The sequence below is a fragment of the Leclercia sp. UBA2479 genome, from assembly GCF_002341985.1.
In the GTDB taxonomy this organism is placed as follows: domain Bacteria; phylum Pseudomonadota; class Gammaproteobacteria; order Enterobacterales; family Enterobacteriaceae; genus Enterobacter; species Enterobacter pneumoniae.
The window spans coordinates 190,861-214,444 of record NZ_DDPB01000004.1 but is presented as its reverse complement, the minus strand read 5'-3'; the positions used below and the strand labels follow the sequence as shown (position 1 = coordinate 214,444).

Sequence of the window (23,584 nt, the reverse complement as noted above, 5' to 3'; positions counted from 1 at the left end):
CTTGTCACCCTGATTGGTGATCATCATCACGAATATAAAAAATGAGCAAAATGCAATCTTGTTTGATCATGTGAAACTCTTCATGATTTTGTGGAACCGGTTTCCTATCTAAGTCTCATCCCGCTGTTCGATGAAGACGTACCTTACAGTTAAAACAGGATATAACCCGATGGCCAAAAACTATGCTGCGTTGGCGAATGCCGTAGTCAGCGCGCTCGGCGGCAAAGATAACATCACCGCCGTCACCCACTGCATGACGCGTTTGCGCTTCGTTGTGAAAGACGAGAGTGCCATTGATAGCGCAACGCTGAAGACAATCAGCGGTGTTCTGGGTGTGGTACGTAACGATAATCAGTGCCAGGTGATCATCGGCAATACCGTTTCGCAGGCCTACCGCGAGGTGGTGAGCCTGCTGCCGACCGATTTACAGCCGGCTGCGCCGCAGGGCCCGCAAAAATTGACCTTACGCCGCATTGGCGCCGGGATCCTCGACGCGCTGATCGGCACGATGTCACCGCTGATCCCGGCGATCATCGGTGGTTCAATGGTTAAGCTGCTGGCAATGATCCTGGAGATGACCGGCGCGTTACCGAAGGGCGCTCCAACCCTCACCATCCTGACGGTGATTGGTGACGGCGCGTTCTTCTTCCTGCCGCTAATGGTGGCAGCCTCGGCGGCCGTGAAATTCAAAACCAACATGTCGCTGGCGATAGCCATCGCGGGCGTGCTGGTACACCCGAGCTTTATTGAGCTGATGGCCAAAGCCGCCCAGGGTGAGCATGTCGAGTTCGCCTTTATTCCGGTGACGGCGGTGAAATACACCTATACGGTGATCCCGGCGCTGGTCATGACCTGGTGTCTCTCGTACATCGAACGCTGGGTAGATCGCATTACCCCGGCGGTAACGAAAAACTTCCTTAAACCGATGCTGATCGTGCTGATTGCCGCCCCGCTCGCCATTGTGCTGATTGGGCCGCTGGGGATCTGGATCGGTACCGCCATCTCTGCGCTGGTGTACACCATCCATGACTATCTGGGCTGGCTGTCCGTGGCCATCATGGGTGCGCTGTGGCCTCTGTTGGTTATGACCGGTATGCACCGCGTCTTTACGCCAACTATCATTCAAACCATTGCCGAAACCGGGAAAGAGGGGATGGTAATGCCGTCTGAAATTGGCGCCAACCTGTCGCTGGGCGGATCGTCGCTGGCGGTGGCCTGGAAGACCAAAAATCCGGAATTGCGCCAGACGGCGCTGGCGGCGGCGGCCTCTGCCATCATGGCCGGTATTTCTGAGCCGGCGCTCTATGGCGTGGCGGTGCGACTGAAACGTCCGTTAATCGCCAGTCTGATCAGCGGCTTTATCTGTGGCGCCGTGGCTGGTATCGCAGGTCTTGCCAGCCACTCCATGGCCGCTCCGGGGCTGTTTACCAGCGTTCAGTTCTTTGATCCGGCCAACCCAATGACTATCGTCTGGGTCTTTGGCGTGATGGCGCTGGCCGTCGTACTCTCCTTTGTGCTGACGTTGCTCCTCGGCTTTGAGGATATTCCGGTAGAAGACGAAGCCGAAAAAGTACGCGCCCTGCAGACTGCGCCGGTGCAGGCGACAGAAGCACGAGCATAATGTGAATAGCGAGGTAAAAATGTCAGTTTTTCCAAAAGGATTTTTATGGGGCGGCGCACTGGCCGCCAACCAGAGTGAAGGGGCTTACCGTGAAGGCGGAAAGGGGCTGACCACCGTTGACATGATCCCCCACGGCGCCAACCGACTGGCGGTGAAAGTCGGCAAGGAAAAACGCTTCGCGCTACGTGAGGATGAATTTTACCCAAGCCACAACGCGATCGATTTTTACCATCGCTATAAAGAAGATATCGCTCTGATGGCGGAGATGGGCTTTACGGTGTTCCGCACCTCGATCGCCTGGAGCCGCCTCTATCCTAATGGCGATGAACCTTTACCCAATCAGGAGGGGATTGCCTTCTACCGTGCGGTATTTGAAGAGTGCAAAAAGCACAACATCGAGCCGCTGGTTACCCTGTGTCATTTTGATGTACCGATGCACCTGGTAACGGAATATGGATCCTGGCGTAACCGTAAAATGGTCGAGTTCTTCGCCCGCTACGCCCGAACCTGTTTCGAAGAGTTTAACGGTCTGGTGAAATACTGGCTCACCTTCAATGAAATTAACATCATGCTGCACAGCCCGTTCTCCGGCGCAGGACTGGTGTTTGAAGAGGGCGAAAACGAAGATCAGGTGAAGTACCAGGCTGCCCACCACGAGCTGGTGGCGAGCGCGCTGGCAACCAAAATTGCGCATGAGGTAAACCCGGAAAACCAGGTTGGCTGCATGCTGGCAGGCGGTAACTTCTACCCCTATTCGTGCAAGCCAGAAGACGTGTGGATGGCGCTGGAAAAGGATCGTGAAAATCTCTTTTTCATCGACGTACAGGCGCGCGGCAGCTACCCGGCCTACTCCGCCCGCGTGTTCCGCGAAAAGGGGGTGGTCATTGTTAAAGACCCTGGTGACGACGAACTGCTGAAAAACACCGTGGATTTCGTCTCGTTCAGCTATTACGCCTCACGTTGTGCTTCCGCTGACATGAATGCCAATAACACCAGCGCGGCCAATATCGTTAAATCTCTGCGAAATCCGCACATCGAAGTCAGCGAATGGGGCTGGGGCATCGACCCGCTGGGTCTGCGTATTACCATGAACATGATGTATGACCGCTACCAGAAGCCACTTTTCCTGGTGGAAAACGGCCTCGGTGCGAAGGATGAAGTTGACGCCAACGGCGAGATTAACGATGACTATCGCATCAGCTATCTGCGCGAGCATATCCGCGCGATGGGCGATGCCATTGAAGACGGCATTCCGCTGATGGGCTACACCAGTTGGGGCTGTATCGATCTGGTGGCGGCTTCTACTGGTGAGATGAGCAAACGCTACGGCTTTATCTATGTCGATCGCGACGACGCCGGCAACGGCACGCTCGATCGTAAACGCAAGAAATCGTTCTGGTGGTATAAAAAAGTCATCGCCAGCAACGGTGCCGATTTAGACTAACCTCCCCGACCGGGCGACCTGTGCGCCCGGCTGTTTCGCCTCGCCCCTCTCGCCCTTACAATACCCAATAATTTCATGACGTTACTGTCATTCATTGACACCAAATATATTACATTGTATAAAGCTTCGCCATAATAATGAGTTTCATTTACATCTTGCTCATCATCAGGGCAGCGCAACATAAAATTAATGAAGGATAGCGTTCCATGAAAAACATCATCAGCGCAGTAGGATTGTTCCTCGCCACTGCGGGCTCCGCCTTTGCGACCACTTATCCGCTGACGATTGAGAACTGCGGCTATAAAGAGACGTTTACAAAAGCACCGGAACGCGTCGTCGCCCTGGGCCAGAATACCGTTGAAATTTTGCTGTTGTTGGGATTAGAGGATCACGTCGTAGCCAGCGCTTTCTGGCCAACCAAAGTCCTGCCGGAACTGGCGGCGAAAAACGAAAAAATCAAAACGCTGACGGTCGAAATCCCGGGTCTCGAATCTATCCTCGCCCAGAATCCGGACTTCGTACCGGCACAGCTTCCGCTGCTGCTGGGGCCAGAGAGTAAAGTTGCCAAACGTGAAGACCTGCAGACAGTAGGCGTTAACAGCTATATGTCACCCGGCATGTGCGCTACCAAAAAAGACATTGGTGATATGTACGGCAGCCGTCAGAAACTCTGGGACATGACCTTCCTTTATAAAGAGATCGAAGACTTCGCAAAAATCTTCAACGTAGAAGATCGGGGCCAGGCGCTGATTGCCGACTTCAAAAAACGCGAAGCCGATCTGCGCACTGAGTTCAGCAAAAATAAAAAAGACCTTTCGTTCGTCTTCTGGTTCTCCAGCTCCTCCCCCTCCTCTGATGCCTATGTCGGCGGTAAAAATAGCGCGTCCGGCTTTATCGCCAATGTGCTGGGTGGCCATAATGCCATCACCTCTGAAACGGAATGGCCGACCGTGGGCTGGGAAAGCATTATTGCTGCCAACCCGGACGTGATTGTTGTTTCTAGCCTTGATCGCAACCGTTGGGCGCTCGATAGTGCCCAAGAGAAGATTAAATTCCTGAAAAGCGATCCGGCCGTCAGCCAGCTCGACGCCGTGAAAAAAGGGCATATCGTTGTTATGGACGGCCAGGCGATGAACCCTACCATCCGCACGATTTACGGTGCTGAGCAGGTGGGTGAGCAGCTCAGAAAGCTGGGGCTGAATTGATGACGGCAGTGGTGCAACAACGTCGACAAGGCCTGCTGCTTACCACCTCGTCCGTGCTGGCTGTTGTGCTTTTATTGCTGGTGATTGCGCTGGGCGTAAGCGTGGGGGAGCTCTCTATTCCCCTGCAAACCGTCTACTATGCGATTGCTAACAAAGCCGGGCTGACCGACGTTCCCCTGAACCGTATCTACGAGAGCGTGATCTGGGATTTCCGTCTTAGCCGCGCTCTGGTAGCAGCGTGCTGCGGTGCCGGGCTGGCTATCTGCGGTGCCGTGCTGCAAAGCTTGCTGAAAAACGCCCTCGCTGAGCCCTACGTGCTTGGCGTCTCTGCCGGGGCTTCTACCGGGGCGGTATCGGTCGTGGTTCTCGGGATTGGCTCCGGGGCCGTCACCCTCTCGGCGGGCGCCTTTGCCGGTGCCTTTTCAGCCTTTGCCTTTGTCGCCTTTCTGACCAACGGCGCGCGTGGCGGCAATGAGCGCACGATACTGGCCGGGGTCGCGGCCTCTCAGTTGTTTAACGCCATCACGGCATACACCATCAGCACCTCCGCCAGCGCTCAGCAGGCACGCGATGTTATGTTCTGGTTGCTCGGCAGTTTTAGCGGCGTGCGCTGGCCGGAATTCCAGCTGGTATTAGTCGTGGTATTGCTGGGGCTGGCGATTTGTCTCTATTACTCCCGTGCGCTGGATGCCTTTACCTTTGGCGACGATGCCGCCGCATCGCTGGGGATCGCCGTACCGCAAGTCCGTTTGCTCTTGTTTACCGTCACCGCGCTGATTACCGCCACCATCGTTAGTATGGCAGGCTCGATCGGTTTCGTTGGGCTGGTGGTACCCCATATGATGCGCTACTTCTTTGGGCCCCTGCACCGTACGCTTCTGATTGCCAGTGCGCTGGCCGGGGCGATTCTGATGGTGCTGGCCGATATCGCCTCCCGCATGCTGATTGCGCCGCAAAGCCTGCCGGTGGGTGTCGTCACGGCCCTGGTGGGGGTGCCCTTCTTCGCCGTCATTATCTACCGTTCAAGGAATAAGTGATGAGTATCACCGCCGATAACATTACCTGGAAGGTAGGCAAAAAGGTCATCGTCAATAACGTCTCGCTCCGGGTCACGCCGGGGCAGACGGTCGGCCTGCTGGGGCCAAATGGCTCGGGGAAATCCTCTCTGCTGCGCGTGCTTGCCGGACTTCGCCGCCCTCACGCGGGCACCGTCGCTCTGGATGGCAATAACATTGCACGTATCAATAAAAAGCAGCTGGCGCGGCGCGTCGCTTTTGTTGAACAGCACGGCATGACCGACGCCAACATGCAGGTACGTGACGTCGTTAAGCTCGGCCGTATTCCGCACCATACGGCGTTTTCCGGCTGGAGCAGCCACGATGATGCCACCGTGAACGCGGCGCTGGAGCGGGTGAATATGCTGGAAAAAAGCACCCAGGGCTGGTTAAGCCTCTCCGGTGGTGAACGGCAGCGTGTGCATATCGCCCGGGCGCTGGCGCAAACCCCCAGCGAGATCCTGCTTGATGAACCCACCAATCACCTGGATATTCACCATCAAATGCAGCTGATGCAGTTGATCAGTGAACTGCCGGTCACCAGCATTGTGGCGATCCACGATCTCAATCATGCCTCGATGTTTTGCGATGCGCTGATTGTTATGCAGAAAGGGCAGATTGTTGCCACCGGCTCACCCCAGGCGATCCTCACCGAAGATCTGCTGTGGGACGTGTTCCGCGTGAAGACGAAAATTGAAATATCGCCATTTCATGGCAAGAAACATATCCATTTCCTCGTCTGATGCCAGGTAAGCCCATGCTCTCTTTGCGCCCGGCAACACAACTCTGGCCGCCGGTTTTACTGGGCAGCCAGTTTGTGTTTAACATCGGCTTTTACGCCGTTGTCCCCTTTCTGGCGATCTTCCTGCGCGATGACATGCAGCTCTCCGGCGGGCTGATTGGTCTTGTCCTGGGGTTACGCACCTTCTCCCAGCAGGGGATGTTTATCGTAGGCGGTGCCCTCTCTGACCGCTTTGGCGCGCGTAGCGTTATCCTTTGCGGCTGCCTGGTGCGGGTGGCGGGTTACTTGCTGCTGGCGCTGGGAGACTCCCTCGGGGCGATAATCCTCGGTGCCTGTCTGACGGGCATTGGCGGTGCACTCTTCTCCCCTTCCATCGAAGCCCTGCTGGCCAAAGCGGGCACGCGTAGCGAAGCGGAAGGCAAACGCAGCCGTGCGGAGTGGTTCGCACTGTTTGCGGTTTGCGGTGAGTTGGGTGCTGTGCTCGGACCCGTAGCCGGCGCACTGCTGGCGGGGATCGGTTTTCGCCAGATAGCGCTGGCGGGCGCAGGGGTCTTTGTGGTGGCGTTGATGGTGCTGCACTTTTGCCTGCCCACCTCCGCGCAGAAAAAACCGTTACACATCACACCCTGGTGGACCACCTTCCGGCAGCCACGCTTTGTGGCTTTTATCATCGCTTACAGCGCCTGGCTCTTAAGCTATAACCAGCTCTACCTGGCGCTCCCGGTGGAGATTCAGCGAGCCGGCGGCAGCGAGAAAGATCTTGGTCCGCTGTTTATGCTGGCCTCCGTGCTGATCATCGTATTCCAGCTACCCCTGGCACGTGTTGCCCGCCGGGCCGGTGCGGTGCGCATTCTGCCCGTCGGCTTTGCCGTGCTGGCCGCTTCTTTCGTGAGTGTGGCTCTGTTTGCCAGCCATCCCCCGGCCGATGGCTGGCTGCGTCTTCTGCCGGCGGCCTGTTTCGTTACCCTACTGACTTTCGGACAGATGCTGCTGGTGCCTGCGGCTAAAGATATCATTCCGTGGTTTGCCAGCGAGTCGACGCTGGGGGCGCACTATGGCGCGCTCGCCACCGCAGGGGGATGCGCCGTGCTGGCAGGGAACTTGTTGCTGGGTAGCCAGCTCGATTACGCCCTCACCCCGTCGCCCCAGGCGGTCTATCCCTGGCTGCAACTGGCCTGTTTCCCACTCTGCAGCGCCGTGGCGATGATATTTATCTGCCGGCCGGTGCGACGCTAAGCGCTACTTTTTGGGGCGATATTTTTCGGGCAGCGGCGGGACAGGACGGCGGTCATCGATGAGGTGGCGTAGGGTCAAAATCGGGTGACGCCAGAGCATACGCGGCCCGGCCCAGCGCATGACCTGTTTCATCTCTTCCCGTTTCGCCGGCTGATAGCAGTGCACAGGGCACTGTTTGCAGGCCGGTTTTTCTTCACCGAAAATACATTTATCCAGACGCTTATCCGCATAGGCATTCAGCGCCTGATAATGCCCCTCTTCGCTTACAGCCTGAGGGCATTGCGCCTCATAGAGCGCAATCATTTTGCGGATGGTCTCTTTTTCGCGCGTAATGCGTTTTCCGGACATGTCAGCATACCTGTTTATAAGTTGCATCCATGATACCTCTTCATGCCGCACGTTTCAGCCTGATTTCATTTTTTGCATCCCGTTTTTGGAAGCAGTCTCGCAGCTCTGCGTTTGTCATTGGGTAATTTTACTGGCATTTTATACAGGTGTTTTTTCTTCTTCAGGGCCAGGAAAGGAGTCCGCAATGACTGAACTGAATACTGTAAAACCGTCTCGTCATTTAACCGTAAGTTCTTATCGCAGACGTCACGAAGATCGTCGGACCAAAGTGCCGAAAGGATACAGTCTGCACGCCGCGCTGAACCTGAAAGGCGACTGGCTGGAAGCGGCGGGTTTCAAAACCCACTCCCGGGTGCAGCTTAGCGTTGAGCAGGGCAAAATTGTGATTGAGCTGATGAACGAAAACTCGGCCTAAAGGGGCCACATTTTGCTGCGCGAGGTCATTTTTTCATGCGACAATAGCCTTAATTCATGACCATTGCGTCGCTTAAATCGTACTATTTTCAAAGAAATGGACATCATCACTCCATGACCACTACCGACAACTTAGACGCTCACACCCCCATGATGCAGCAGTATCTGAAGCTGAAAGCCCAGCATCCAGAGATCCTGCTGTTCTATCGGATGGGCGACTTTTACGAGCTTTTTTATGATGATGCGAAACGCGCATCTCAGCTGCTCGATATCTCGCTGACCAAACGCGGCGCCTCTGCAGGCGAGCCGATCCCGATGGCGGGCATTCCCCACCACGCGGTGGAAAACTATCTGGCGAAGCTGGTTAATCAGGGTGAGTCGGTAGCCATTTGCGAACAGATTGGCGATCCGGCGACCTCAAAAGGGCCGGTTGAGCGCAAAGTGGTGCGCATCGTCACCCCTGGCACCATCAGTGATGAAGCCCTGCTGCAGGAGCGGCAAGATAATTTGCTGGCCGCTATCTGGCAGGACGGCAAAGGTTACGGCTACGCCACGCTGGATATTAGCTCCGGGCGTTTTCGTCTGAGTGAACCGGCCGACCGTGAAACCATGGCGGCAGAGCTACAGCGCACCAACCCCGCGGAACTCTTGTATGCCGAAGACTTTGCCGAGCTGGCATTGATTGAAGGTCGTCGCGGCCTGCGTCGTCGCCCCCTGTGGGAGTTTGAGATCGATACCGCCCGTCAGCAGCTCAACCTGCAGTTTGGCACCCGCGATCTCATTGGTTTTGGTGTCGAGAATGCGCCACGTGGACTTTGCGCGGCGGGATGTCTTTTGCAATACGTGAAAGACACCCAGCGCACGGCTCTGCCGCACATCCGCTCTATTACCATGGAGCGCCAGCAGGACAGCATCATCATGGATGCCGCCACCCGTCGCAATCTCGAGATCACCCAGAACCTGGCCGGGGGCGTTGAAAACACCCTGGCCTCGGTGCTCGACAGCACCGTCACCCCAATGGGGAGCCGTATGCTCAAGCGCTGGCTGCACATGCCGGTGCGTGATACCGCAACGCTGGTCGGCCGTCAGCAGACTATCGCCGCCTTGCAGGATCGTTTTACCGAACTGCAGCCGGTTTTGCGCCAGGTAGGCGACCTCGAACGTATCCTTGCCCGTCTTGCGCTGCGCACCGCTCGCCCACGTGACTTAGCCCGTATGCGCCATGCCTTTCAGCAGTTGCCCACCCTGCGGGCGCAGTTGGCTGAGGTTGAGAGCGCACCGGTACAAAAGCTGCGTGAGACCATGGGTGAATTTAGCGAGCTGCGCGAGTTACTGGAGCGTGCTGTGGTTGAAACCCCGCCGGTGCTGGTGCGCGACGGTGGCGTTATCGCACCTGGCTATAACGAAGAGCTGGATGAGTGGCGCGCGCTGGCAGACGGTGCAACGGATTATCTCGATAAACTGGAGATCCGCGAACGCGAACGCCTGGGCCTGGATACCCTGAAAGTCGGCTATAACGCCGTTCATGGTTACTACATCCAGATTAGCCGTGGGCAGAGCCACCTGGCGCCTATCCACTATGTCCGCCGCCAGACGCTCAAAAATGCCGAACGCTATATTATTCCTGAGCTAAAAGAGTACGAAGACAAAGTGCTGACCTCCAAAGGGAAAGCGCTGGCGCTGGAAAAACAGCTTTATGACGAGCTGTTCGATACGCTGATGCCGCATCTGGGCGATCTGCAGCTCAGCGCAAGCGCGCTGGCAGAGCTGGACGTGCTGGTTAACCTGGCGGAGCGTGCCGATACGCTGAACTACAGCTGCCCCACCTTTAGCGATAAGCCTGGCATTCGTATCACCGAAGGTCGCCACCCGGTGGTGGAACAAGTGCTCAATGAGCCCTTTATTGCCAACCCGCTTAACCTGTCGCCTCAGCGTCGTATGCTGATCATTACCGGCCCGAACATGGGCGGTAAAAGTACCTATATGCGCCAGACCGCGTTGATTGCGCTTCTGGCCTATATCGGCAGCTACGTGCCCGCGCAAAAAGTTGAGATCGGCCCCATCGATCGCATTTTCACCCGCGTGGGTGCGGCAGATGACCTGGCCAGCGGCCGCTCCACCTTTATGGTGGAGATGACCGAAACCGCCAATATTCTGCACAATGCGACGGAAAACAGCCTGGTGCTGATGGATGAAATTGGCCGCGGAACCTCAACCTACGACGGCCTGTCGCTGGCGTGGGCCTGCGCTGAAAGCCTGGCAAACAAAATCAAGGCGCTGACGCTCTTTGCAACCCACTATTTCGAGCTAACCCAGTTGCCCGAAAAGATGGAAGGGGTGGCAAATGTGCATCTGGACGCGCTGGAGCATGGGGATACCATTGCCTTTATGCACACGGTGCAGGATGGCGCGGCCAGCAAGAGCTACGGCCTGGCGGTAGCGGCGCTGGCAGGGGTGCCTAAAGAGGTCATTAAACGGGCACGGCAGAAACTGCGCGAGCTGGAAAGCCTGTCGCCAAACGCGGCGGCAACCCAGATAGATGGTACGCAGATGTCGTTGCTTGCGCCAGCAGAAGAGACGTCGCCTGCCGTTGAGGCGCTGGAGAATCTCGACCCGGATACACTGACACCGCGTCAGGCGCTGGAGTGGATCTACCGGTTGAAGAGCCTGGTTTAGGGCTCAGCGGTCTCCGGGCCGATTGAGTCAGATCTGTAACCTATGAGACCGGTTCATACACGGCCGGTCCTCCTTGTCACGTTCACGGGTGGTGTAATGCCACACTCCGCTGAACATGAGGTGAACGGAACGATTCCACCGCGCTAACTGATCGGCATGACAACCAGAGTTGCCGTTGTGCTTTGTCCATCTGTCACGACCGTTTTTCAGCGGCAGTCGTAGCGACGCGCCCTACGGCAACTCACCAGCAGTAACAGATATCACTCTCTGGCAGCCAGGAGTGGAACCGCTGGCTCTCACCGACATGACCATGAGCACAAGGCGATGCCGGCGAACCGGCGGAGCAGCAGAGAACCTGCCGTCTGGAAAATGGCGAGCATAATCATGCCGGCCATCATCGCTGCTTTCTTTTTTATCCGCGTTTGATGAGGGCGCTGGAAGGGTACCTTCACAGCGAAGAACCTGAGCGGTACCCGACAAAACCAGGATCATAACGCGTTAACCCGGGTACGCATAAAATCAATAAACGTGCGCACCTTTGCTGAAACATGCTGGGCATCAGGATAGACAGCATAGATGCCCTGTTGGGCAAAAGTGTATTCCGGTAAAACGGGGAGCAGTTGCCCCGCCTCCAGCGCACTTTGTGCCAGCCACGCAGGCAACAGCGCCACACCGCTACCGGCCAGGGCAAAGGCCATTAATGCCTGCGCGCTGTCCGCATATAATCGCGGGGCTTTTTTTATCTCCAGCATGACGCTCTCACCGGCAGCGTTACGTAGCTGCCAGCGCAGCGGTGAAGCGACGCGTTCATGAATGATCCAGTCAGCCTGCGCCAGCGCCTCTGGTGATCCCACAGGATGGGCCTGCAGCCACGCCGGGGATGCTACGGGCAAGATGGCAAACTGCGAAATCAGCGCGGCGTGATAGCGCGAATCTGCAAGCGTCCCAAGCCGAATGGCGACATCAAAACGTTCAGAAATAAGATCCCTGTGCAGCGAAGATGATACCAGCCGCACGCGCAGCTCCGGGTGCTGAAGGCTAAATTCGGCCAGCAGGGGCACCACCACCTTCGCCCCATATTCGGGAGTGCTGGTAATACGCAGTTCCCCCGTCAGCCCGGCATGATTGGCGCGCACATCATCCGCGAGTTTCTCCGCGTTCTGAAGCAGCGCCACGCTACGTTGGTAAAACAGCTCCCCGGCTTCGGTTAAGCGCAGCCGACGAGTGGATCGTAGCAACAGCGTGACGCCCAGCTCATCTTCGAGTTGGCGAATATTGAAACTGAGAACCGCTTTTGTTAACCCCATAACATCTGCGGCAGCGGTAAAACTTCCGCTCTCTACCACCGCCACAAACATCCCTGTGCGCTGCAAATTCAACATCGTCAGCCTTTTTATTGTCAAAATTTTTTTGACAGTATATCGCGCTTTGTCGCGTTTATCTGTTCTCTCCCGCCCGCTACGATACGGCCTCACTGGAGGAGTTCCCATGACCTATCGCACCAGGGTTGCCGTTGTATTTCTGCTCGGCTTTTTTCTCGACCTGATTAACATGTTCATCGCCAGCGTTGCCTTTCCAGCAATGGGCCGGGCGTTTGACGCCACGCCTTCCGCACTTGCCTGGGTGAGTAATGGCTATATTGCCGGGCTAACGCTGGTCATCCCATTCAGTGCCATGCTGGCGCGCTTGCTTGGCCCCAAACGCCTGATCCTGCTATCGCTTTTACTGTTTAGTACCGCCTCTACCGCTGCGGGGCTGGCGTCCACACTCGACAGCCTCATCGCCTGGCGCGTCGTGCAGGGGCTTGGCGGCGGGCTGCTGATACCGGTTGGGCAGGCGCTGGCGTGGCAGCAGTTTAAGCCGCACGAACGTGCCAGGCTCTCTTCAGCGGTTATGCTGGTGGCGCTGTTGGCACCGGCATGCTCACCCGCGCTGGGCGGCGTGCTGGTGCAGACGCTCGGCTGGCGATGGATTTTTTTTGCGACTCTGCCCGTCGCTGCCCTCGCATTTACGCTGGCCTGGCTATGGCTTCGTGACGAGAAACCACAGCAGATCGTGACGCGACGACTGCTTCATCTCCCGCTGCTGAAAGATCCGCTGCTGCGGTTTTCTATGCTGGTCTACCTGTGCATTCCCGGCACGTTCATTGGCGTGAACGTGATAGGCATGTTTTACCTGCAAAGCGTCGCCAGACTGACGCCTGCCGAAACGGGGGCGCTGATGCTGCCCTGGTCACTGGCCTCTTTTGTGGCGATCGCATCAACCGGACGCTACTTCAACCGTCTGGGTCCCCGACCGCTGATTATCCTCGGCTCTCTTTTGCAGGCCACGGGAATGGCGCTTCTTGTCCCTGTCGGCCCGGAGAGCCCGCTCGCACTGCCGGTGCTGGCATTTACGCTTATGGGTGCGGGCGGTAGCCTGTGCAGCAGCACGGCGCAAAGCAGCGCGTTTTTGACTATCCCGCATGATGCGATGCCGGATGCCAGCGCGCTGTGGAACCTGAACCGTCAGCTGAGTTTTTTTCTGGGGGCGTTAGTGCTGGCCGCGCTACTTAGCCTGGCGCACCACTACCTGCCGCCGATTACGGCGTGGCACAGTACTTTTCTTTTTGCCGCTGGCGTAACCTTACTGCCCCTGCTGACCGTTATTCGTCTTAACAATGCGAAGGTGCTGATGCAGCTTCAACAGGAGAAATCATGACCCCGTACGTAAAAGAAATTATTGATCTTCACGTTGCGCTCGAGCAGTGGCTTGGAGAAGGCGAAGGCGATATCACCGCCCTGCTCGCCCGCTTCCGGCCGGATTTTATGATGATTCCACCGGGCGGCACTCATCTGGATCATGCGGCACTGGCCGGCTTCCTGCAAAACCAGCGCGGCAGTCGCCACGGCCTGAAAATAGCTATCGATGAGCTCGCTACGGTGCAGGAATGGGAAGGTGGCGCGGTGCTGCACTATAGGGAGACGCAAACCCGTCCGGACCAGCCTGTCAACGTACGTTGGTCAACTGCGGTGCTTAATCAGGAAGGCGCTGGAGTCACCTGGCGTCTGTTGCACGAAACGACGCAGGGGTAGCACAAAAGAAAAAGGCCCGTCTCACGACGGGCCTTTTTTGACGAAAGGGTAATTATTCGCGGAACAGCGCTTCGATATTCAGACCCTGCCCCTGCAGAATTTCACGCAGGCGACGCAGACCTTCTACCTGAATCTGACGAACACGTTCACGGGTCAGGCCAATTTCGCGGCCGACGTCTTCCAGTGTCGCAGCTTCATACCCCAGTAAACCGAAACGACGTGCCAGCACTTCACGCTGTTTGGCATTCAGTTCGAACAGCCATTTAACGATGCTCTGTTTCATGTCATCGTCTTGCGTAGTGTCTTCCGGGCCGTTGTCTTTTTCATCGGCCAGGATGTCCAGCAGCGCTTTTTCGGAATCGCCACCCAGTGGGGTGTCAACCGAGGTAATACGCTCATTGAGACGCAGCATACGGCTTACGTCATCAACCGGTTTATCAAGCTGCTCGGCAATCTCTTCTGCACTTGGCTCGTGGTCCAGCTTATGGGACAACTCGCGTGCAGTACGCAGATAGACGTTCAGCTCTTTCACGATGTGAATCGGCAGGCGAATCGTACGGGTTTGGTTCATGATTGCCCGTTCGATGGTCTGTCGAATCCACCAGGTTGCGTAGGTTGAGAAACGGAACCCACGTTCTGGGTCAAACTTCTCAACAGCACGGATAAGCCCCAGGTTACCCTCTTCAATCAGATCCAGCAGAGCCAGACCACGATTGCTATAACGACGGGCAATCTTCACAACCAGACGCAAGTTACTCTCAATCATGCGACGGCGTGAGGCTACGTCACCACGCAATGCACGGCGCGCGAAATAAACTTCTTCTTCGGCTGTTAACAGTGGGGAGTAACCAATCTCCCCAAGGTAAAGCTGAGTCGCGTCAAGCACACGTTGTGTGGCGCCCTGCGATAACAGCTCTTCTTCAGCTAAATCGTTATCACTGGGTTCCTCTTCTACTAAGGCTTTTTCATCAAAAGCCTCTGCTCCGTTCTCATCAAATTCCGCGTCTTCATTTAAATCATGAACTTTCAGCGTATTCTGACTCATAAAGGTGGCTCCTACCCGTGATCCCTGAACGAAACATCCTGACTGGCATGTCTCGTCAAATTATCGCTGCGGCAAATACTGCAGCGGGTTTACGGATTTCCCCTTGTAACGAATTTCAAAATGCAAGCGTGTAGAACTGGTTCCGGTGCTACCCATGGTAGCGATTTTTTGCCCCGCCTTAACTTCTTGTTGTTCCCGGACCAGCATCGTATCGTTATGGGCGTAGGCACTCAGGTAATCATCGTTGTGTTTGATGATAATAAGATTACCGTAACCGCGAAGTGCATTACCGGCATACACAACACGTCCGTCTCCGGTCGCGATAATAGCCTGTCCTTTACTCCCCGCGATATCGATCCCTTTATTTCCCCCCTCGGAGGAAGAGAAGTTCTCGATAACCTTGCCGTCAGTCGGCCAGCGCCATGAAGAGATCGGCGAGCTGGACGTTACACTGCTGGCAGTGGGCTCGGTAGAGCTAACCACAGGTGCCGTAACCGGTGCTGTGACAACGGTCGCAGTACCCTTATTATTCGGCAACATCTTGTTAGCACTCTGTTCACCTGAGTCCTCAGAATACGTAATTACAGGTTGTGAAGCAACCACTGTGCTTGATTTTTGTGCAGGGGTCACACTGTTATTTTGCGCGGTGACGTCGGCCGCAGAAACGCTGTTACCCGGCGTCAGAGGTTTACCGGTGGCATTGCCCACCTGCAGCGTTTGGCCTACTTCCAGTCCATACGGGGCTTGTACGTTGTTTCGCTGGGCGAGATCACGGAAATCGTTCCCGGTGATCCACGCGATATAGAACAGAGTATCGCCGCGCTTAACGGTATAGGTGCTGCCGCCAGTATAGCTGCCTTTCGGAATGTTCCCATACTTGCGGTTATATACTATGCGGCCATTTTCGGTCTGAACAGCTTGTTCCACTGGCTGAATCTGCGTCGGCTGGACAACAGGACGTTGAACAGGCTGGATCTGCGGAGTTTGCTGCGCTGTCGAGTTACCCATCTTTGGTGGAGGAGTAATCAGCATTCCACTGGATGTGTTACCTGAACCGCTATTGCCGCCAACTGAGCTCACCGGCGCAGGGGGATTGTTTGAATTAGAACAACCTGCCAGCCAGAGTGAAACCAGTGATAATGCCGCGACACGGCTGATGGTGAATTTTGGGCTTCCCGCGCTCATTTATCCCCCAGGAATGTGTTAACTACCAGTGACTTAATATTATCCGTGTTGGCACGAATCTTTTGCGCCCCACGATACGCTGAATTGGCCTGAATAACCCTGGAAAAATCTGAGTCTCAGGCCAGCTCCCCCTTTACGAGAGGGACAAAGCGCACGGCTTCCACGGTATCGATGATAAATTCGTCGCCGCGCCGACGAACACGCTTTAATAGCTGCTGTTCATCGCCCACCGGCAAAACGAGAATACCGCCCTCATCCAGCTGCGATAGCAGTGCTGCCGGGATTTCGGGCGGTGCCGCCGTGACAATGATGGCGTCAAACGGGGCGCGTGCCTGCCAACCCTGCCAGCCATCGCCATGACGTGTTGAAACATTATGTAAATCAAGTTGTTTGAGGCGACGACGCGCCTGCCACTGCAACCCTTTAATGCGCTCCACTGAACAGACATGGTGCACCAGGTGCGCCAGGATCGCGGTCTGGTAGCCAGAACCGGTGCCAATCTCCAGCACCCGGGACTCCGGTGTCAGTTCCAGCAGTTCGGTCATCCGGGCAACCATATAGGGCTGCGAAATTGTCTGCCCCTGCCCGATGGGCAACGCGACGTTTTCCCAGGCTTTGTGCTCAAACGCCTCATCGACAAACTTCTCGCGCGGTACCTGAGCCAGGGCATCAAGCACCTTCTCATCGGTAATGCCCTGAGCACGTAATTGATTCAGAAGGCTTTGTACACGTTGACTTACCATTGCTCGTTCACCCCGGCACGATCCAGCCAGCCTGACACCACATCCTGCGCGCTGTAAGCGGTTAAATCTACGTGCAGTGGTGTAATCGAGACATAACCTTCATCAACGGCAGCAAAATCGGTATCGGGCCCGGCGTCGCACTTCTCGCCCGGCGGCCCAATCCAGTAGAGCGTATTACCACGCGGATCCTGCTGCGGGATGACCTGGTCAGCCGGATGGCGGCTACCACAGCGGGTAACGCGTATGCCTTTAATCTGGTCGAGCGGTAAATCGGGCACGTTGATATTCAGGATCCGCCCGGTGCGCAGTGGTTCACGGCTCAGGGCACGTAAAATCGTGCAGGTGATGGCAGCGGCCGTATCGTAATGCTGGTGACCATTAAGTGAGACCGCCAGGGCCGGAAAACCGAGATGACGGCCTTCCATTGCGGCGGCAACGGTACCCGAGTAGATGACATCATCGCCCAGGTTTGGCCCGGCGTTGATGCCGGAGACCACCACATCCGGTCGCGGACGCATCAGGGAATTCACCCCCAGGAAGACGCAATCAGTCGGTGTGCCCATCTGCACGGCAATGTCGCCGTTATCGAAAGCAAAGGTGCGAAGCGATGACTCCAGCGTTAATGAGTTAGAGGCACCGCTGCGGTTACGATCGGGAGCAACAACCTGAACCTCTGCGAACTCGCGCAGATGCCTGGCCAGTGTCTGTATGCCTGGGGCGTGGATCCCGTCATCGTTACTCAGCAATATTCGCATAGTCACCCGAAGTGTTGATAAGTTCCCTGACAACACTGGTGGCAAAGCTACCTGCCGGCAGCCAGAATCGTAACTCAAGGGTTACGTCATCCCACCAGTTCCAGTTCAACTGTTGCGGATAGAGCAGCATCGCCCGGCGTGCCGCTTCCACTTTTTCCCGCACCAGCAAAGATTGTAATTCCTGCGCATCTGCCACCGCAGATTGCTCCGCGCTCAGCGCGTCGCCCACACTTCCCCACTCTCCGGAGCCCGGAAGCGGTGCGGTAATCATCAGCGTTTTGTTTCCGACGCGCGTCTGCAGGTCGGCCATCTCTTCAGCCGTGGCCACGAACCAGCTGCCGCGCCCCGCTAATTGTAGCGCATCGCCGACAACAACTTGATTCGCGTCTGGTTTTTTCAGCCTTTCACTCACAATCTGATTAAACAACGCACTGCGGGCCGCAGACAACCAAAAACTGCGTTTATTCCTGTCGCGAACCGGCGCGTTACTCTGCGCCCAGCGTAGCGCCCCCTGCAGATTACTGCCGCCAATGCCGAAACGCTGCGCACCAAAGTAGTTAGGCACGCCCTGGGCACTGATGGCTGCCAGACGTTTTTCGACATCGGCGCGATCGCTGACTTCACGCAGCACCAGCGTGAACGCATTTCCTTGCAGGGCACCAAGGCGCAGTTTGCGTTTATGGCGGGCGTACTCCAGTACCTTACAACCTTCAAGCTCAAACTTACTGAGATCCGGCATCGAATTGCCCGGAACGCGCGCGCAGAGCCACTGCTCTGTGACGGCATGTTTATCTTTTTGCCCGGCAAAGCTCACTTCACGGGCATGAATCTTCAGGAACTTTGCCAGTGCGTCGGCAACGAAACGGGTGTTACAACCGTTTTTCAGGATCCGCACCAGGATATGCTCGCCTTCCCCATCCGGCTCAAAGCCGAGATCTTCCACCACCACGAAATCTTCCGGGCTGGCTTTTAGTAAACCCGTGCTTTGCGGCTTACCGTGCAGATAAGTGAGGTTGTCGAATTCGATCATTTTGCCGCCTTCACCAGCAGGGCTACTGCTTCGCAGGCAATGCCTTCACCACGGCCAGTGAAGCCCAGCTTCTCGGTAGTGGTGGCCTTGACGTTGACATCATCCATGTGACAGCCGAGATCTTCGGCGATAAACACGCGCATCTGTGGGATATGCGGCAACATTTTGGGTGCCTGCGCGATGATGGTGACATCGACGTTGCCAAGGGTAAAACCTTTGGCCTGAATACGGCGCCAGGCTTCACGCAGTAGCTCGCGGCTGTCGGCCCCCTTGAATGCCGGGTCAGTGTCCGGGAAGAGTTTGCCGATATCACCCAGCGCCGCCGCGCCCAGCAGCGCGTCGGTTAAGGCATGGAGCGCCACGTCGCCATCAGAATGGGCCAACAGTCCTTTTTCGTAGGGGATGCGTACGCCGCCAATGATAATTGGGCCTTCACCGCCAAAGGCGTGTACGTCAAAACCATGTCCAATTCGCATTATGCCTTCTCCTGAGGGGTCGAACGGGTAAGATAAAATTCCGCCAGCTGTAAATCTTCCGGTCGCGTCACTTTGATATTATCAGCGCGTCCTTCAACCAGAGTGGGATGGAAACCACAATACTCCAGCGCCGATGCCTCATCGGTAATGGTCGCCCCCTCCCTCAGGGCGCGCGTCAGGCAGGCGTGGAGCAGCTCGCGAGGGAAAAATTGCGGGGTCAGCGCGTGCCACAAATCAACGCGCTCTACGGTATGGGCAATGGATGCAAAGCCTGGTTCAGCGCGCTTCATGGTGTCACGCACCGGCGCGGCCAGAATGCCTCCGACCTTGCTGGTCTCGCTAAGCGCCAGCAGTCGCGCCAGATCGTCCTGATGCAGACAAGGGCGCGCCGCATCGTGCACCAGCACCCATGCGGCCTCACCGGCGGCCTGAATACCGGCCAGCACCGAGTCGGCGCGCTCTGCGCCGCCATCAACGACCGTAATTTGCGGGTGGTCTGCCAGCGGTAGCGCGGCAAAGCGCGCATCGCCTGGGCTGATGGCGATCACCACCCGGGACACCCGCGGGTGCGCCAGCAGCGCCGCCACGGAGTGTTCAAGAATGGTTTTATCGCCAATTGAGAGGTACTGCTTAGGACACTCTGTCTGCATGCGTCGGCCGAACCCGGCGGCCGGTACAACGGCGCATACGTCCGTAAAAGTTACTGCCATGTCGTCATCCCGGGCTAATTATCGATTGTTTTGTACAGAGCCCTGGTTGCGTTTAGACGCATCCGGAACCAGACGATAGAAGGTTTCGCCCGGCTTAGTCATACTGAGTTCATTGCGTGCACGTTCTTCAATCGCCTCTTGCCCGCCATTGAGGTCATCAATTTCGGCAAAAAGTTGATCGTTTCGCGCTTTAAGTTTGGCGTTTGTCGCCTGCTGTGCAGTCACGTCATCGCTGACGCGACTATAGTCGTGAAGGCCGTTCTTACCGAACCACAGCGAATACTGAAGCCAGACCAGCAAAGCCAGCAACAGCAGCGTAAGTTTACCCATCCTGCCCCCTGAAAAACGGCATCATCATCCCATAACTTTCCCCACGACTCTACTCTGGGGCTACAGAGATGCCGCAACATCGCGGGCAAATGTACCACATTTTTTCCGCAGATTCGCGCCAGCACACCATTGCACATAGTTGGTTACGGTTTGAATTATGGCTGAACTTATCCCATGAGCCACAAAAATAACAGCCCGAACAGGACAACGACCGTCACAATGGTGATGATGGCGCTATAAAGCAGTCTGCCATCCAGCAGCGAGTGCAGCGCAATGCCGACCACAACCGCGACGGGCATCAGCGCCAGGAAGAAAGGCCAGGTATAGAGGAAGAAAAACAGCGTGTTACTGCCGTAAATCAAAAACGGAATGCCCAGCGCCATAAGCCACGAGATAAAGCCGACGATCGCCCCAGGGAAAGACCAGGTCGTCTCGTCGTTAGTCGCTACTGTTTCCGACCTGGTGATAATGTAATTTTCGCTGTTACGCATCGCTAATCCTGTACCATGACACATCGGGGAAGCCTAAGCCCGATACCGTCTCAGGATCTGATAATATCGCCCTGTCTGAGCAGGTCTAATAATTGGCCTACTAAATTTGTTACCAATTGTTGACCTTGCAGGTGAATTTCAGGCGTTTCAGGCGCTTCGTAAACGGCATCAATTCCGGTGAAGTTTTTCAGCTCGCCCGCGCGCGCTTTCTTATACAGGCCCTTCGGATCGCGCTGCTCACATATCGCCAGCGGCGTATCGACAAAGACCTCCAGAAAACGATCGTTACCCACGCGCTCGCGTACCATCTGCCGCTCGGCGCGGTGCGGAGAGATAAAGGCCGTCAGGACCACTAGCCCGGCGTCGGCCATCAGACTGGCCACCTCACCGACCCGGCGAATATTCTCTTTGCGATCATCATCGCTAAAGCCCAGATCGCGACACAGGCCGTGGCGTACGTTGTCGCCATCAAGCAGATACGTACTGACCCCCGCCTGATGAAGCGCCTCCTCCAGCGCCCCGGCAACGGTCGATTTACCCGAGCCCGAAAGCCCGGTAAACCACAGCACAACCCCACGGTGACCGTGGAGTTGTTCGCGTTGCGCGACGGTAACCGGATGAGGATGCCAGACGACGTTCTCATCATGTTGCGCCATTACTTGCCTCCCAGCAGATCGCGTGCACCCCAGTGTGGGAAGTGCTTACGCACCAGCGCGTTCAGCTCCAGTTCAAAGGCACTGAATTCAGAGACGACGGCAGCCTCTTCATTTGGCTGGCGTACCATACCGGCACCTACCGTGACGTTCGTCAGACGATCAATGAAGATCAGTCCGCCCGTGACCGGATTCTGCTGATAAGCGTCCAGCACCAGCGGTTCGTCGAAGGTGAGATCGACCAGACCTATACCGTTCAGCGGCAGCTCAGTGACATCGCGCTGGGTCAGATTATTGATATCTACCTGGAACTGAATACCGTCCACGCGGGCACGGGTCTTCTTGCCCGCGATTTTAATATCGTAGCTCTGGCCTGCGGTCAACGGCTGTTCAGCCATCCACACCACATCCACGGCAGCCCCCTGCACCGCTTTTACCCTTTCCTGGGCATCCACCAGCAGGTCGCCACGGCTGATATCAATTTCGTCTTTTAGTACCAGGGTTACGGCTTCACCCGCCCCCGCTTCCTGGAGATCGCCATCGAAGGTCACAATGCGGGCGATAGCCGATTCCACGCCGGACGGCAGCGCTTTAACGCGCTGGCCTACCTGCACAGAGCCGGACGCCAGCGTGCCAGAGAAGCCGCGGAAGTCGAGGTTCGGCCGGTTGACATACTGCACCGGGAAGCGCATTGGCTGGGTATCGACCACACGCTGGATCTCTACGGTCTCGAGTACTTCCAGCAGCGTCGGGCCGCTATACCAGGGCATATTTACGCTCTGGGAGGCGACGTTATCCCCTTCCAGCGCCGAGAGCGGCACGAAACGGATATCAAGGCTGCCCGGCAACTGCTCGGCAAAGGTCAGATACTCTTCACGAATACGGTTGAACGTCTCTTTGCTGAAGTTCACCAGATCCATTTTATTGACCGCCACCACCAGGTGTTTGATCCCCAGCAGCGTGGAGATAAAGCTATGACGGCGAGTCTGGTCCAGCACCCCTTTACGCGCATCCATCAGCAGAATGGCCAGGTCGCAGGTGGAGGCGCCGGTGGCCATGTTGCGGGTGTACTGCTCATGCCCCGGGGTATCGGCAATAATAAATTTGCGCTTTTCGGTGGAGAAGTAGCGATAGGCCACGTCAATGGTGATGCCCTGCTCACGCTCCGCCTGTAGGCCGTCCACCAGCAGCGCCAGGTCGAGCTTTTCGCCCTGAGTCCCGTGACGCTTGCTATCGTTATGCAGCGACGAGAGCTGATCTTCATAAATCTGGCGTGTGTCGTGCAGCAGGCGGCCAATCAGGGTGCTTTTCCCGTCATCGACGCTGCCGCAGGTCAAAAAGCGCAGCAGGCTTTTATGCTGCTGAGCATGCAGGTAGGCTTCAACCCCGCCTTCGTCGGCAATTTGTTGTGCAATTGTGCTGTTCATGGCGGCTCCTTAGAAATAACCCTGACGTTTCTTCAGCTCCATGGAGCCTGCCTGGTCGCGGTCAATGACGCGGCCTTGTCGCTCGCTGGTGGTGGAGACCAGCATCTCTTCGATGATCTCCGGCAGCGTTTGCGCGTGAGATTCCACCGCGCCGGTCAGCGGCCAGCAGCCGAGGGTACGGAAGCGCACCATCTGTTTTTTGATCACCTCACCCGGTTGCAGGTCGATACGGTCATCATCAATCATCATCAGCATGCCATCGCGCTCCAGTACCGGACGCTCTGCGGCCAGGTACAGCGGAACGATTTCAATATTTTCCAGATAGATGTACTGCCAGATATCCAGCTCGGTCCAGTTGGAGAGCGGGAAGACGCGAATGCTTTCGCCCTTGTTAATCTGGCCGTTGTAGTTGTGCCACAGCTCCGGACGCTGGTTTTTCGGGTCCCAGCGGTGGAAACGATCGCGGAAGGAGTAGATACGCTCTTTCGCGCGGGATTTCTCTTCGTCACGGCGCGCGCCGCCGAAGGCTGCGTCAAAACCGTATTTATTCAGCGCCTGCTTCAGCCCTTCGGTTTTCATGATGTCGGTATGTTTGGCGCTGCCGTGCTCGAACGGGTTAATCCCCATCGCCACCCCTTCCGGGTTTTTATGCACCAGCAGCTCACAGCCGTAGGCTTTGGCGGTGCGGTCACGGAATTCATACATCTCACGGAATTTCCAGCCAGTGTCCACGTGCAGCAGCGGGAACGGCAGCGTGCCTGGATAGAACGCTTTACGCGCCAGGTGCAGCATCACGCTGGAATCTTTGCCGATGGAGTACATCATCACCGGATTGGAGAACTCGGCGGCCACTTCGCGGATGATATGAATACTTTCCGCTTCGAGCTGCCGCAGGTGAGTAAGTCGTTTTTGGTCCATAACCGT

General features: G+C 56.4%; 24 protein-coding genes. 10 read left to right on the top strand and 14 right to left on the bottom strand.

The window, feature by feature from the left end; translation table 11 throughout:
- Window positions 1-169: 169 nt before the first annotated feature.
- The 6 genes from ascF (at window position 170) to B3B59_RS04160 (ending at window position 7,303) form a co-directional block, all read left to right on the top strand.
- Window positions 170-1,621, top strand: coding sequence for a PTS cellobiose/arbutin/salicin transporter subunit IIBC (ascF, locus tag B3B59_RS04185; protein ID WP_286808150.1), 1,452 nt, complete (start codon window positions 170-172; stop codon window positions 1,619-1,621).
- 19 nt (window positions 1,622-1,640) lie between these two features.
- Window positions 1,641-3,065, top strand: coding sequence for a 6-phospho-beta-glucosidase (locus B3B59_RS04180; RefSeq protein WP_040078404.1), 1,425 nt, complete (start codon window positions 1,641-1,643; stop codon window positions 3,063-3,065).
- Window positions 3,066-3,271: 206 nt separating this feature from the next.
- A complete protein-coding gene (locus tag B3B59_RS04175; RefSeq protein ID WP_040074276.1) occupies window positions 3,272-4,270 on the top strand; it encodes an ABC transporter substrate-binding protein in 999 nt (332 codons plus the stop codon).
- A complete protein-coding gene (locus tag B3B59_RS04170) occupies window positions 4,270-5,307 on the top strand; it encodes a FecCD family ABC transporter permease (protein ID WP_046886142.1) in 1,038 nt (345 codons plus the stop codon). The genes B3B59_RS04175 and B3B59_RS04170 overlap by 1 nt, the downstream gene beginning before the upstream one ends.
- On the top strand, window positions 5,307-6,068 hold the full coding sequence (locus B3B59_RS04165) for an ABC transporter ATP-binding protein (protein WP_286808149.1): 762 nt from the start codon (window positions 5,307-5,309) through the stop codon (window positions 6,066-6,068). The genes B3B59_RS04170 and B3B59_RS04165 overlap by 1 nt, the downstream gene beginning before the upstream one ends.
- A gap of 14 nt (window positions 6,069-6,082) precedes the next feature.
- Window positions 6,083-7,303, top strand: coding sequence for an MDR family MFS transporter (locus B3B59_RS04160; RefSeq protein WP_233800749.1), 1,221 nt, complete (start codon window positions 6,083-6,085; stop codon window positions 7,301-7,303).
- 3 nt (window positions 7,304-7,306) lie between these two features.
- Here the strand turns inward: B3B59_RS04160 and B3B59_RS04155 are convergent, their stop codons facing one another.
- Window positions 7,307-7,651 carry a nitrous oxide-stimulated promoter family protein gene (locus tag B3B59_RS04155; RefSeq protein ID WP_212476371.1) on the bottom strand — a complete coding sequence of 115 codons (345 nt, stop codon included), beginning with the start codon at window positions 7,649-7,651 and terminating at the stop codon, window positions 7,307-7,309.
- A 184-nt stretch (window positions 7,652-7,835) separates the two neighbouring features.
- Between B3B59_RS04155 and B3B59_RS04150 the strand changes: the two genes are divergently transcribed.
- Window positions 7,836-8,066, top strand: a complete 231-nt coding sequence (locus B3B59_RS04150) for a SymE family type I addiction module toxin (RefSeq protein ID WP_040074270.1) — start codon at window positions 7,836-7,838, stop codon at window positions 8,064-8,066.
- Window positions 8,067-8,179: 113 nt separating this feature from the next.
- The gene (gene mutS, locus B3B59_RS04145; protein WP_212476379.1) at window positions 8,180-10,741 is read left to right on the top strand and encodes a DNA mismatch repair protein MutS; all 2,562 of its coding nucleotides are present in this window, start codon (window positions 8,180-8,182) and stop codon (window positions 10,739-10,741) included.
- A 488-nt stretch (window positions 10,742-11,229) separates the two neighbouring features.
- Here mutS and B3B59_RS04140 read toward each other — a convergent pair whose 3' ends face one another.
- The gene (locus B3B59_RS04140) at window positions 11,230-12,123 is read right to left on the bottom strand and encodes a LysR family transcriptional regulator (RefSeq protein ID WP_286783965.1); all 894 of its coding nucleotides are present in this window, start codon (window positions 12,121-12,123) and stop codon (window positions 11,230-11,232) included.
- Between the two features lie 106 nt (window positions 12,124-12,229).
- Between B3B59_RS04140 and B3B59_RS04135 the strand changes: the two genes are divergently transcribed.
- Entirely contained in the window at window positions 12,230-13,441 is a 1,212-nt protein-coding gene (locus B3B59_RS04135; RefSeq protein WP_286808148.1) for an MFS transporter, read from the top strand.
- On the top strand, window positions 13,438-13,815 hold the full coding sequence (locus B3B59_RS04130) for a DUF4440 domain-containing protein (protein ID WP_286808146.1): 378 nt from the start codon (window positions 13,438-13,440) through the stop codon (window positions 13,813-13,815). Before B3B59_RS04135 ends, B3B59_RS04130 begins: the two co-directional genes overlap by 4 nt.
- A gap of 52 nt (window positions 13,816-13,867) precedes the next feature.
- On the opposite strand, the gene rpoS is transcribed toward B3B59_RS04130, so the two are convergent.
- From rpoS to cysD, 12 genes are all read right to left on the bottom strand, one after another.
- Window positions 13,868-14,860, bottom strand: a complete 993-nt coding sequence (gene rpoS / locus B3B59_RS04125) for an RNA polymerase sigma factor RpoS (protein WP_039029959.1) — start codon at window positions 14,858-14,860, stop codon at window positions 13,868-13,870.
- 60 nt (window positions 14,861-14,920) lie between these two features.
- A complete protein-coding gene (gene nlpD, locus B3B59_RS04120) occupies window positions 14,921-16,045 on the bottom strand; it encodes a murein hydrolase activator NlpD (RefSeq protein ID WP_040074263.1) in 1,125 nt (374 codons plus the stop codon).
- A gap of 116 nt (window positions 16,046-16,161) precedes the next feature.
- Window positions 16,162-16,788, bottom strand: coding sequence for a protein-L-isoaspartate(D-aspartate) O-methyltransferase (locus B3B59_RS04115; RefSeq protein WP_046886149.1), 627 nt, complete (start codon window positions 16,786-16,788; stop codon window positions 16,162-16,164).
- Window positions 16,782-17,543: a 5'/3'-nucleotidase SurE gene (surE, locus tag B3B59_RS04110; RefSeq protein WP_212476389.1), complete on the bottom strand. Its 762-nt coding sequence runs from the start codon at window positions 17,541-17,543 to the stop codon at window positions 16,782-16,784. The genes B3B59_RS04115 and surE overlap by 7 nt, the downstream gene beginning before the upstream one ends.
- Window positions 17,524-18,573 (bottom strand): tRNA pseudouridine(13) synthase TruD, encoded by a 1,050-nt coding sequence (gene truD / locus B3B59_RS04105; RefSeq protein ID WP_040074260.1) that lies wholly within the window; start codon window positions 18,571-18,573, stop codon window positions 17,524-17,526. The genes surE and truD overlap by 20 nt, the downstream gene beginning before the upstream one ends.
- Window positions 18,570-19,049 carry a 2-C-methyl-D-erythritol 2,4-cyclodiphosphate synthase gene (ispF, locus tag B3B59_RS04100; protein ID WP_040074259.1) on the bottom strand — a complete coding sequence of 160 codons (480 nt, stop codon included), beginning with the start codon at window positions 19,047-19,049 and terminating at the stop codon, window positions 18,570-18,572. Before ispF ends, truD begins: the two co-directional genes overlap by 4 nt.
- A complete protein-coding gene (gene ispD / locus B3B59_RS04095; protein ID WP_286808145.1) occupies window positions 19,049-19,759 on the bottom strand; it encodes a 2-C-methyl-D-erythritol 4-phosphate cytidylyltransferase in 711 nt (236 codons plus the stop codon). The genes ispF and ispD overlap by 1 nt, the downstream gene beginning before the upstream one ends.
- 18 nt (window positions 19,760-19,777) lie before the next feature.
- A complete protein-coding gene (gene ftsB / locus B3B59_RS04090) occupies window positions 19,778-20,089 on the bottom strand; it encodes a cell division protein FtsB (RefSeq protein ID WP_040074257.1) in 312 nt (103 codons plus the stop codon).
- A 167-nt stretch (window positions 20,090-20,256) separates the two neighbouring features.
- Complete coding sequence (locus B3B59_RS04085; RefSeq protein WP_046886152.1) at window positions 20,257-20,580, bottom strand: DUF3561 family protein; 324 nt, start codon at window positions 20,578-20,580, stop codon at window positions 20,257-20,259.
- Window positions 20,581-20,630: 50 nt separating this feature from the next.
- Window positions 20,631-21,236 carry an adenylyl-sulfate kinase gene (gene cysC / locus B3B59_RS04080; protein ID WP_286808144.1) on the bottom strand — a complete coding sequence of 202 codons (606 nt, stop codon included), beginning with the start codon at window positions 21,234-21,236 and terminating at the stop codon, window positions 20,631-20,633.
- Complete coding sequence (gene cysN / locus B3B59_RS04075; RefSeq protein WP_286808143.1) at window positions 21,236-22,660, bottom strand: sulfate adenylyltransferase subunit CysN; 1,425 nt, start codon at window positions 22,658-22,660, stop codon at window positions 21,236-21,238. Before cysN ends, cysC begins: the two co-directional genes overlap by 1 nt.
- A gap of 9 nt (window positions 22,661-22,669) precedes the next feature.
- Entirely contained in the window at window positions 22,670-23,578 is a 909-nt protein-coding gene (gene cysD, locus B3B59_RS04070) for a sulfate adenylyltransferase subunit CysD (protein WP_286808141.1), read from the bottom strand.
- Window positions 23,579-23,584: the final 6 nt, after the last annotated feature.

What these genes read in the sequence shown, in the direction of transcription:
- ascF (WP_286808150.1), top strand. Translation starts at nt 170, where the DNA reads ATGGCCAAAAACTATGCTGCGTTGGCGAATGCCGTAGTCAGCGCGCTC.
- B3B59_RS04180 (WP_040078404.1), top strand. Translation starts at nt 1,641, where the DNA reads ATGTCAGTTTTTCCAAAAGGATTTTTATGGGGCGGCGCACTGGCCGCC.
- B3B59_RS04175 (WP_040074276.1), top strand. Translation starts at nt 3,272, where the DNA reads ATGAAAAACATCATCAGCGCAGTAGGATTGTTCCTCGCCACTGCGGGC.
- B3B59_RS04170 (WP_046886142.1), top strand. Translation starts at nt 4,270, where the DNA reads ATGACGGCAGTGGTGCAACAACGTCGACAAGGCCTGCTGCTTACCACC.
- B3B59_RS04165 (WP_286808149.1), top strand. Translation starts at nt 5,307, where the DNA reads ATGAGTATCACCGCCGATAACATTACCTGGAAGGTAGGCAAAAAGGTC.
- B3B59_RS04160 (WP_233800749.1), top strand. Translation starts at nt 6,083, where the DNA reads ATGCTCTCTTTGCGCCCGGCAACACAACTCTGGCCGCCGGTTTTACTG.
- B3B59_RS04155 (WP_212476371.1), bottom strand. Translation starts at nt 7,651, where the DNA reads ATGTCCGGAAAACGCATTACGCGCGAAAAAGAGACCATCCGCAAAATG.
- B3B59_RS04150 (WP_040074270.1), top strand. Translation starts at nt 7,836, where the DNA reads ATGACTGAACTGAATACTGTAAAACCGTCTCGTCATTTAACCGTAAGT.
- mutS (WP_212476379.1), top strand. Translation starts at nt 8,180, where the DNA reads ATGACCACTACCGACAACTTAGACGCTCACACCCCCATGATGCAGCAG.
- B3B59_RS04140 (WP_286783965.1), bottom strand. Translation starts at nt 12,123, where the DNA reads ATGTTGAATTTGCAGCGCACAGGGATGTTTGTGGCGGTGGTAGAGAGC.
- B3B59_RS04135 (WP_286808148.1), top strand. Translation starts at nt 12,230, where the DNA reads ATGACCTATCGCACCAGGGTTGCCGTTGTATTTCTGCTCGGCTTTTTT.
- B3B59_RS04130 (WP_286808146.1), top strand. Translation starts at nt 13,438, where the DNA reads ATGACCCCGTACGTAAAAGAAATTATTGATCTTCACGTTGCGCTCGAG.
- rpoS (WP_039029959.1), bottom strand. Translation starts at nt 14,860, where the DNA reads ATGAGTCAGAATACGCTGAAAGTTCATGATTTAAATGAAGACGCGGAA.
- nlpD (WP_040074263.1), bottom strand. Translation starts at nt 16,045, where the DNA reads ATGAGCGCGGGAAGCCCAAAATTCACCATCAGCCGTGTCGCGGCATTA.
- B3B59_RS04115 (WP_046886149.1), bottom strand. Translation starts at nt 16,788, where the DNA reads ATGGTAAGTCAACGTGTACAAAGCCTTCTGAATCAATTACGTGCTCAG.
- surE (WP_212476389.1), bottom strand. Translation starts at nt 17,543, where the DNA reads ATGCGAATATTGCTGAGTAACGATGACGGGATCCACGCCCCAGGCATA.
- truD (WP_040074260.1), bottom strand. Translation starts at nt 18,573, where the DNA reads ATGATCGAATTCGACAACCTCACTTATCTGCACGGTAAGCCGCAAAGC.
- ispF (WP_040074259.1), bottom strand. Translation starts at nt 19,049, where the DNA reads ATGCGAATTGGACATGGTTTTGACGTACACGCCTTTGGCGGTGAAGGC.
- ispD (WP_286808145.1), bottom strand. Translation starts at nt 19,759, where the DNA reads ATGGCAGTAACTTTTACGGACGTATGCGCCGTTGTACCGGCCGCCGGG.
- ftsB (WP_040074257.1), bottom strand. Translation starts at nt 20,089, where the DNA reads ATGGGTAAACTTACGCTGCTGTTGCTGGCTTTGCTGGTCTGGCTTCAG.
- B3B59_RS04085 (WP_046886152.1), bottom strand. Translation starts at nt 20,580, where the DNA reads ATGCGTAACAGCGAAAATTACATTATCACCAGGTCGGAAACAGTAGCG.
- cysC (WP_286808144.1), bottom strand. Translation starts at nt 21,236, where the DNA reads ATGGCGCAACATGATGAGAACGTCGTCTGGCATCCTCATCCGGTTACC.
- cysN (WP_286808143.1), bottom strand. Translation starts at nt 22,660, where the DNA reads ATGAACAGCACAATTGCACAACAAATTGCCGACGAAGGCGGGGTTGAA.
- cysD (WP_286808141.1), bottom strand. Translation starts at nt 23,578, where the DNA reads ATGGACCAAAAACGACTTACTCACCTGCGGCAGCTCGAAGCGGAAAGT.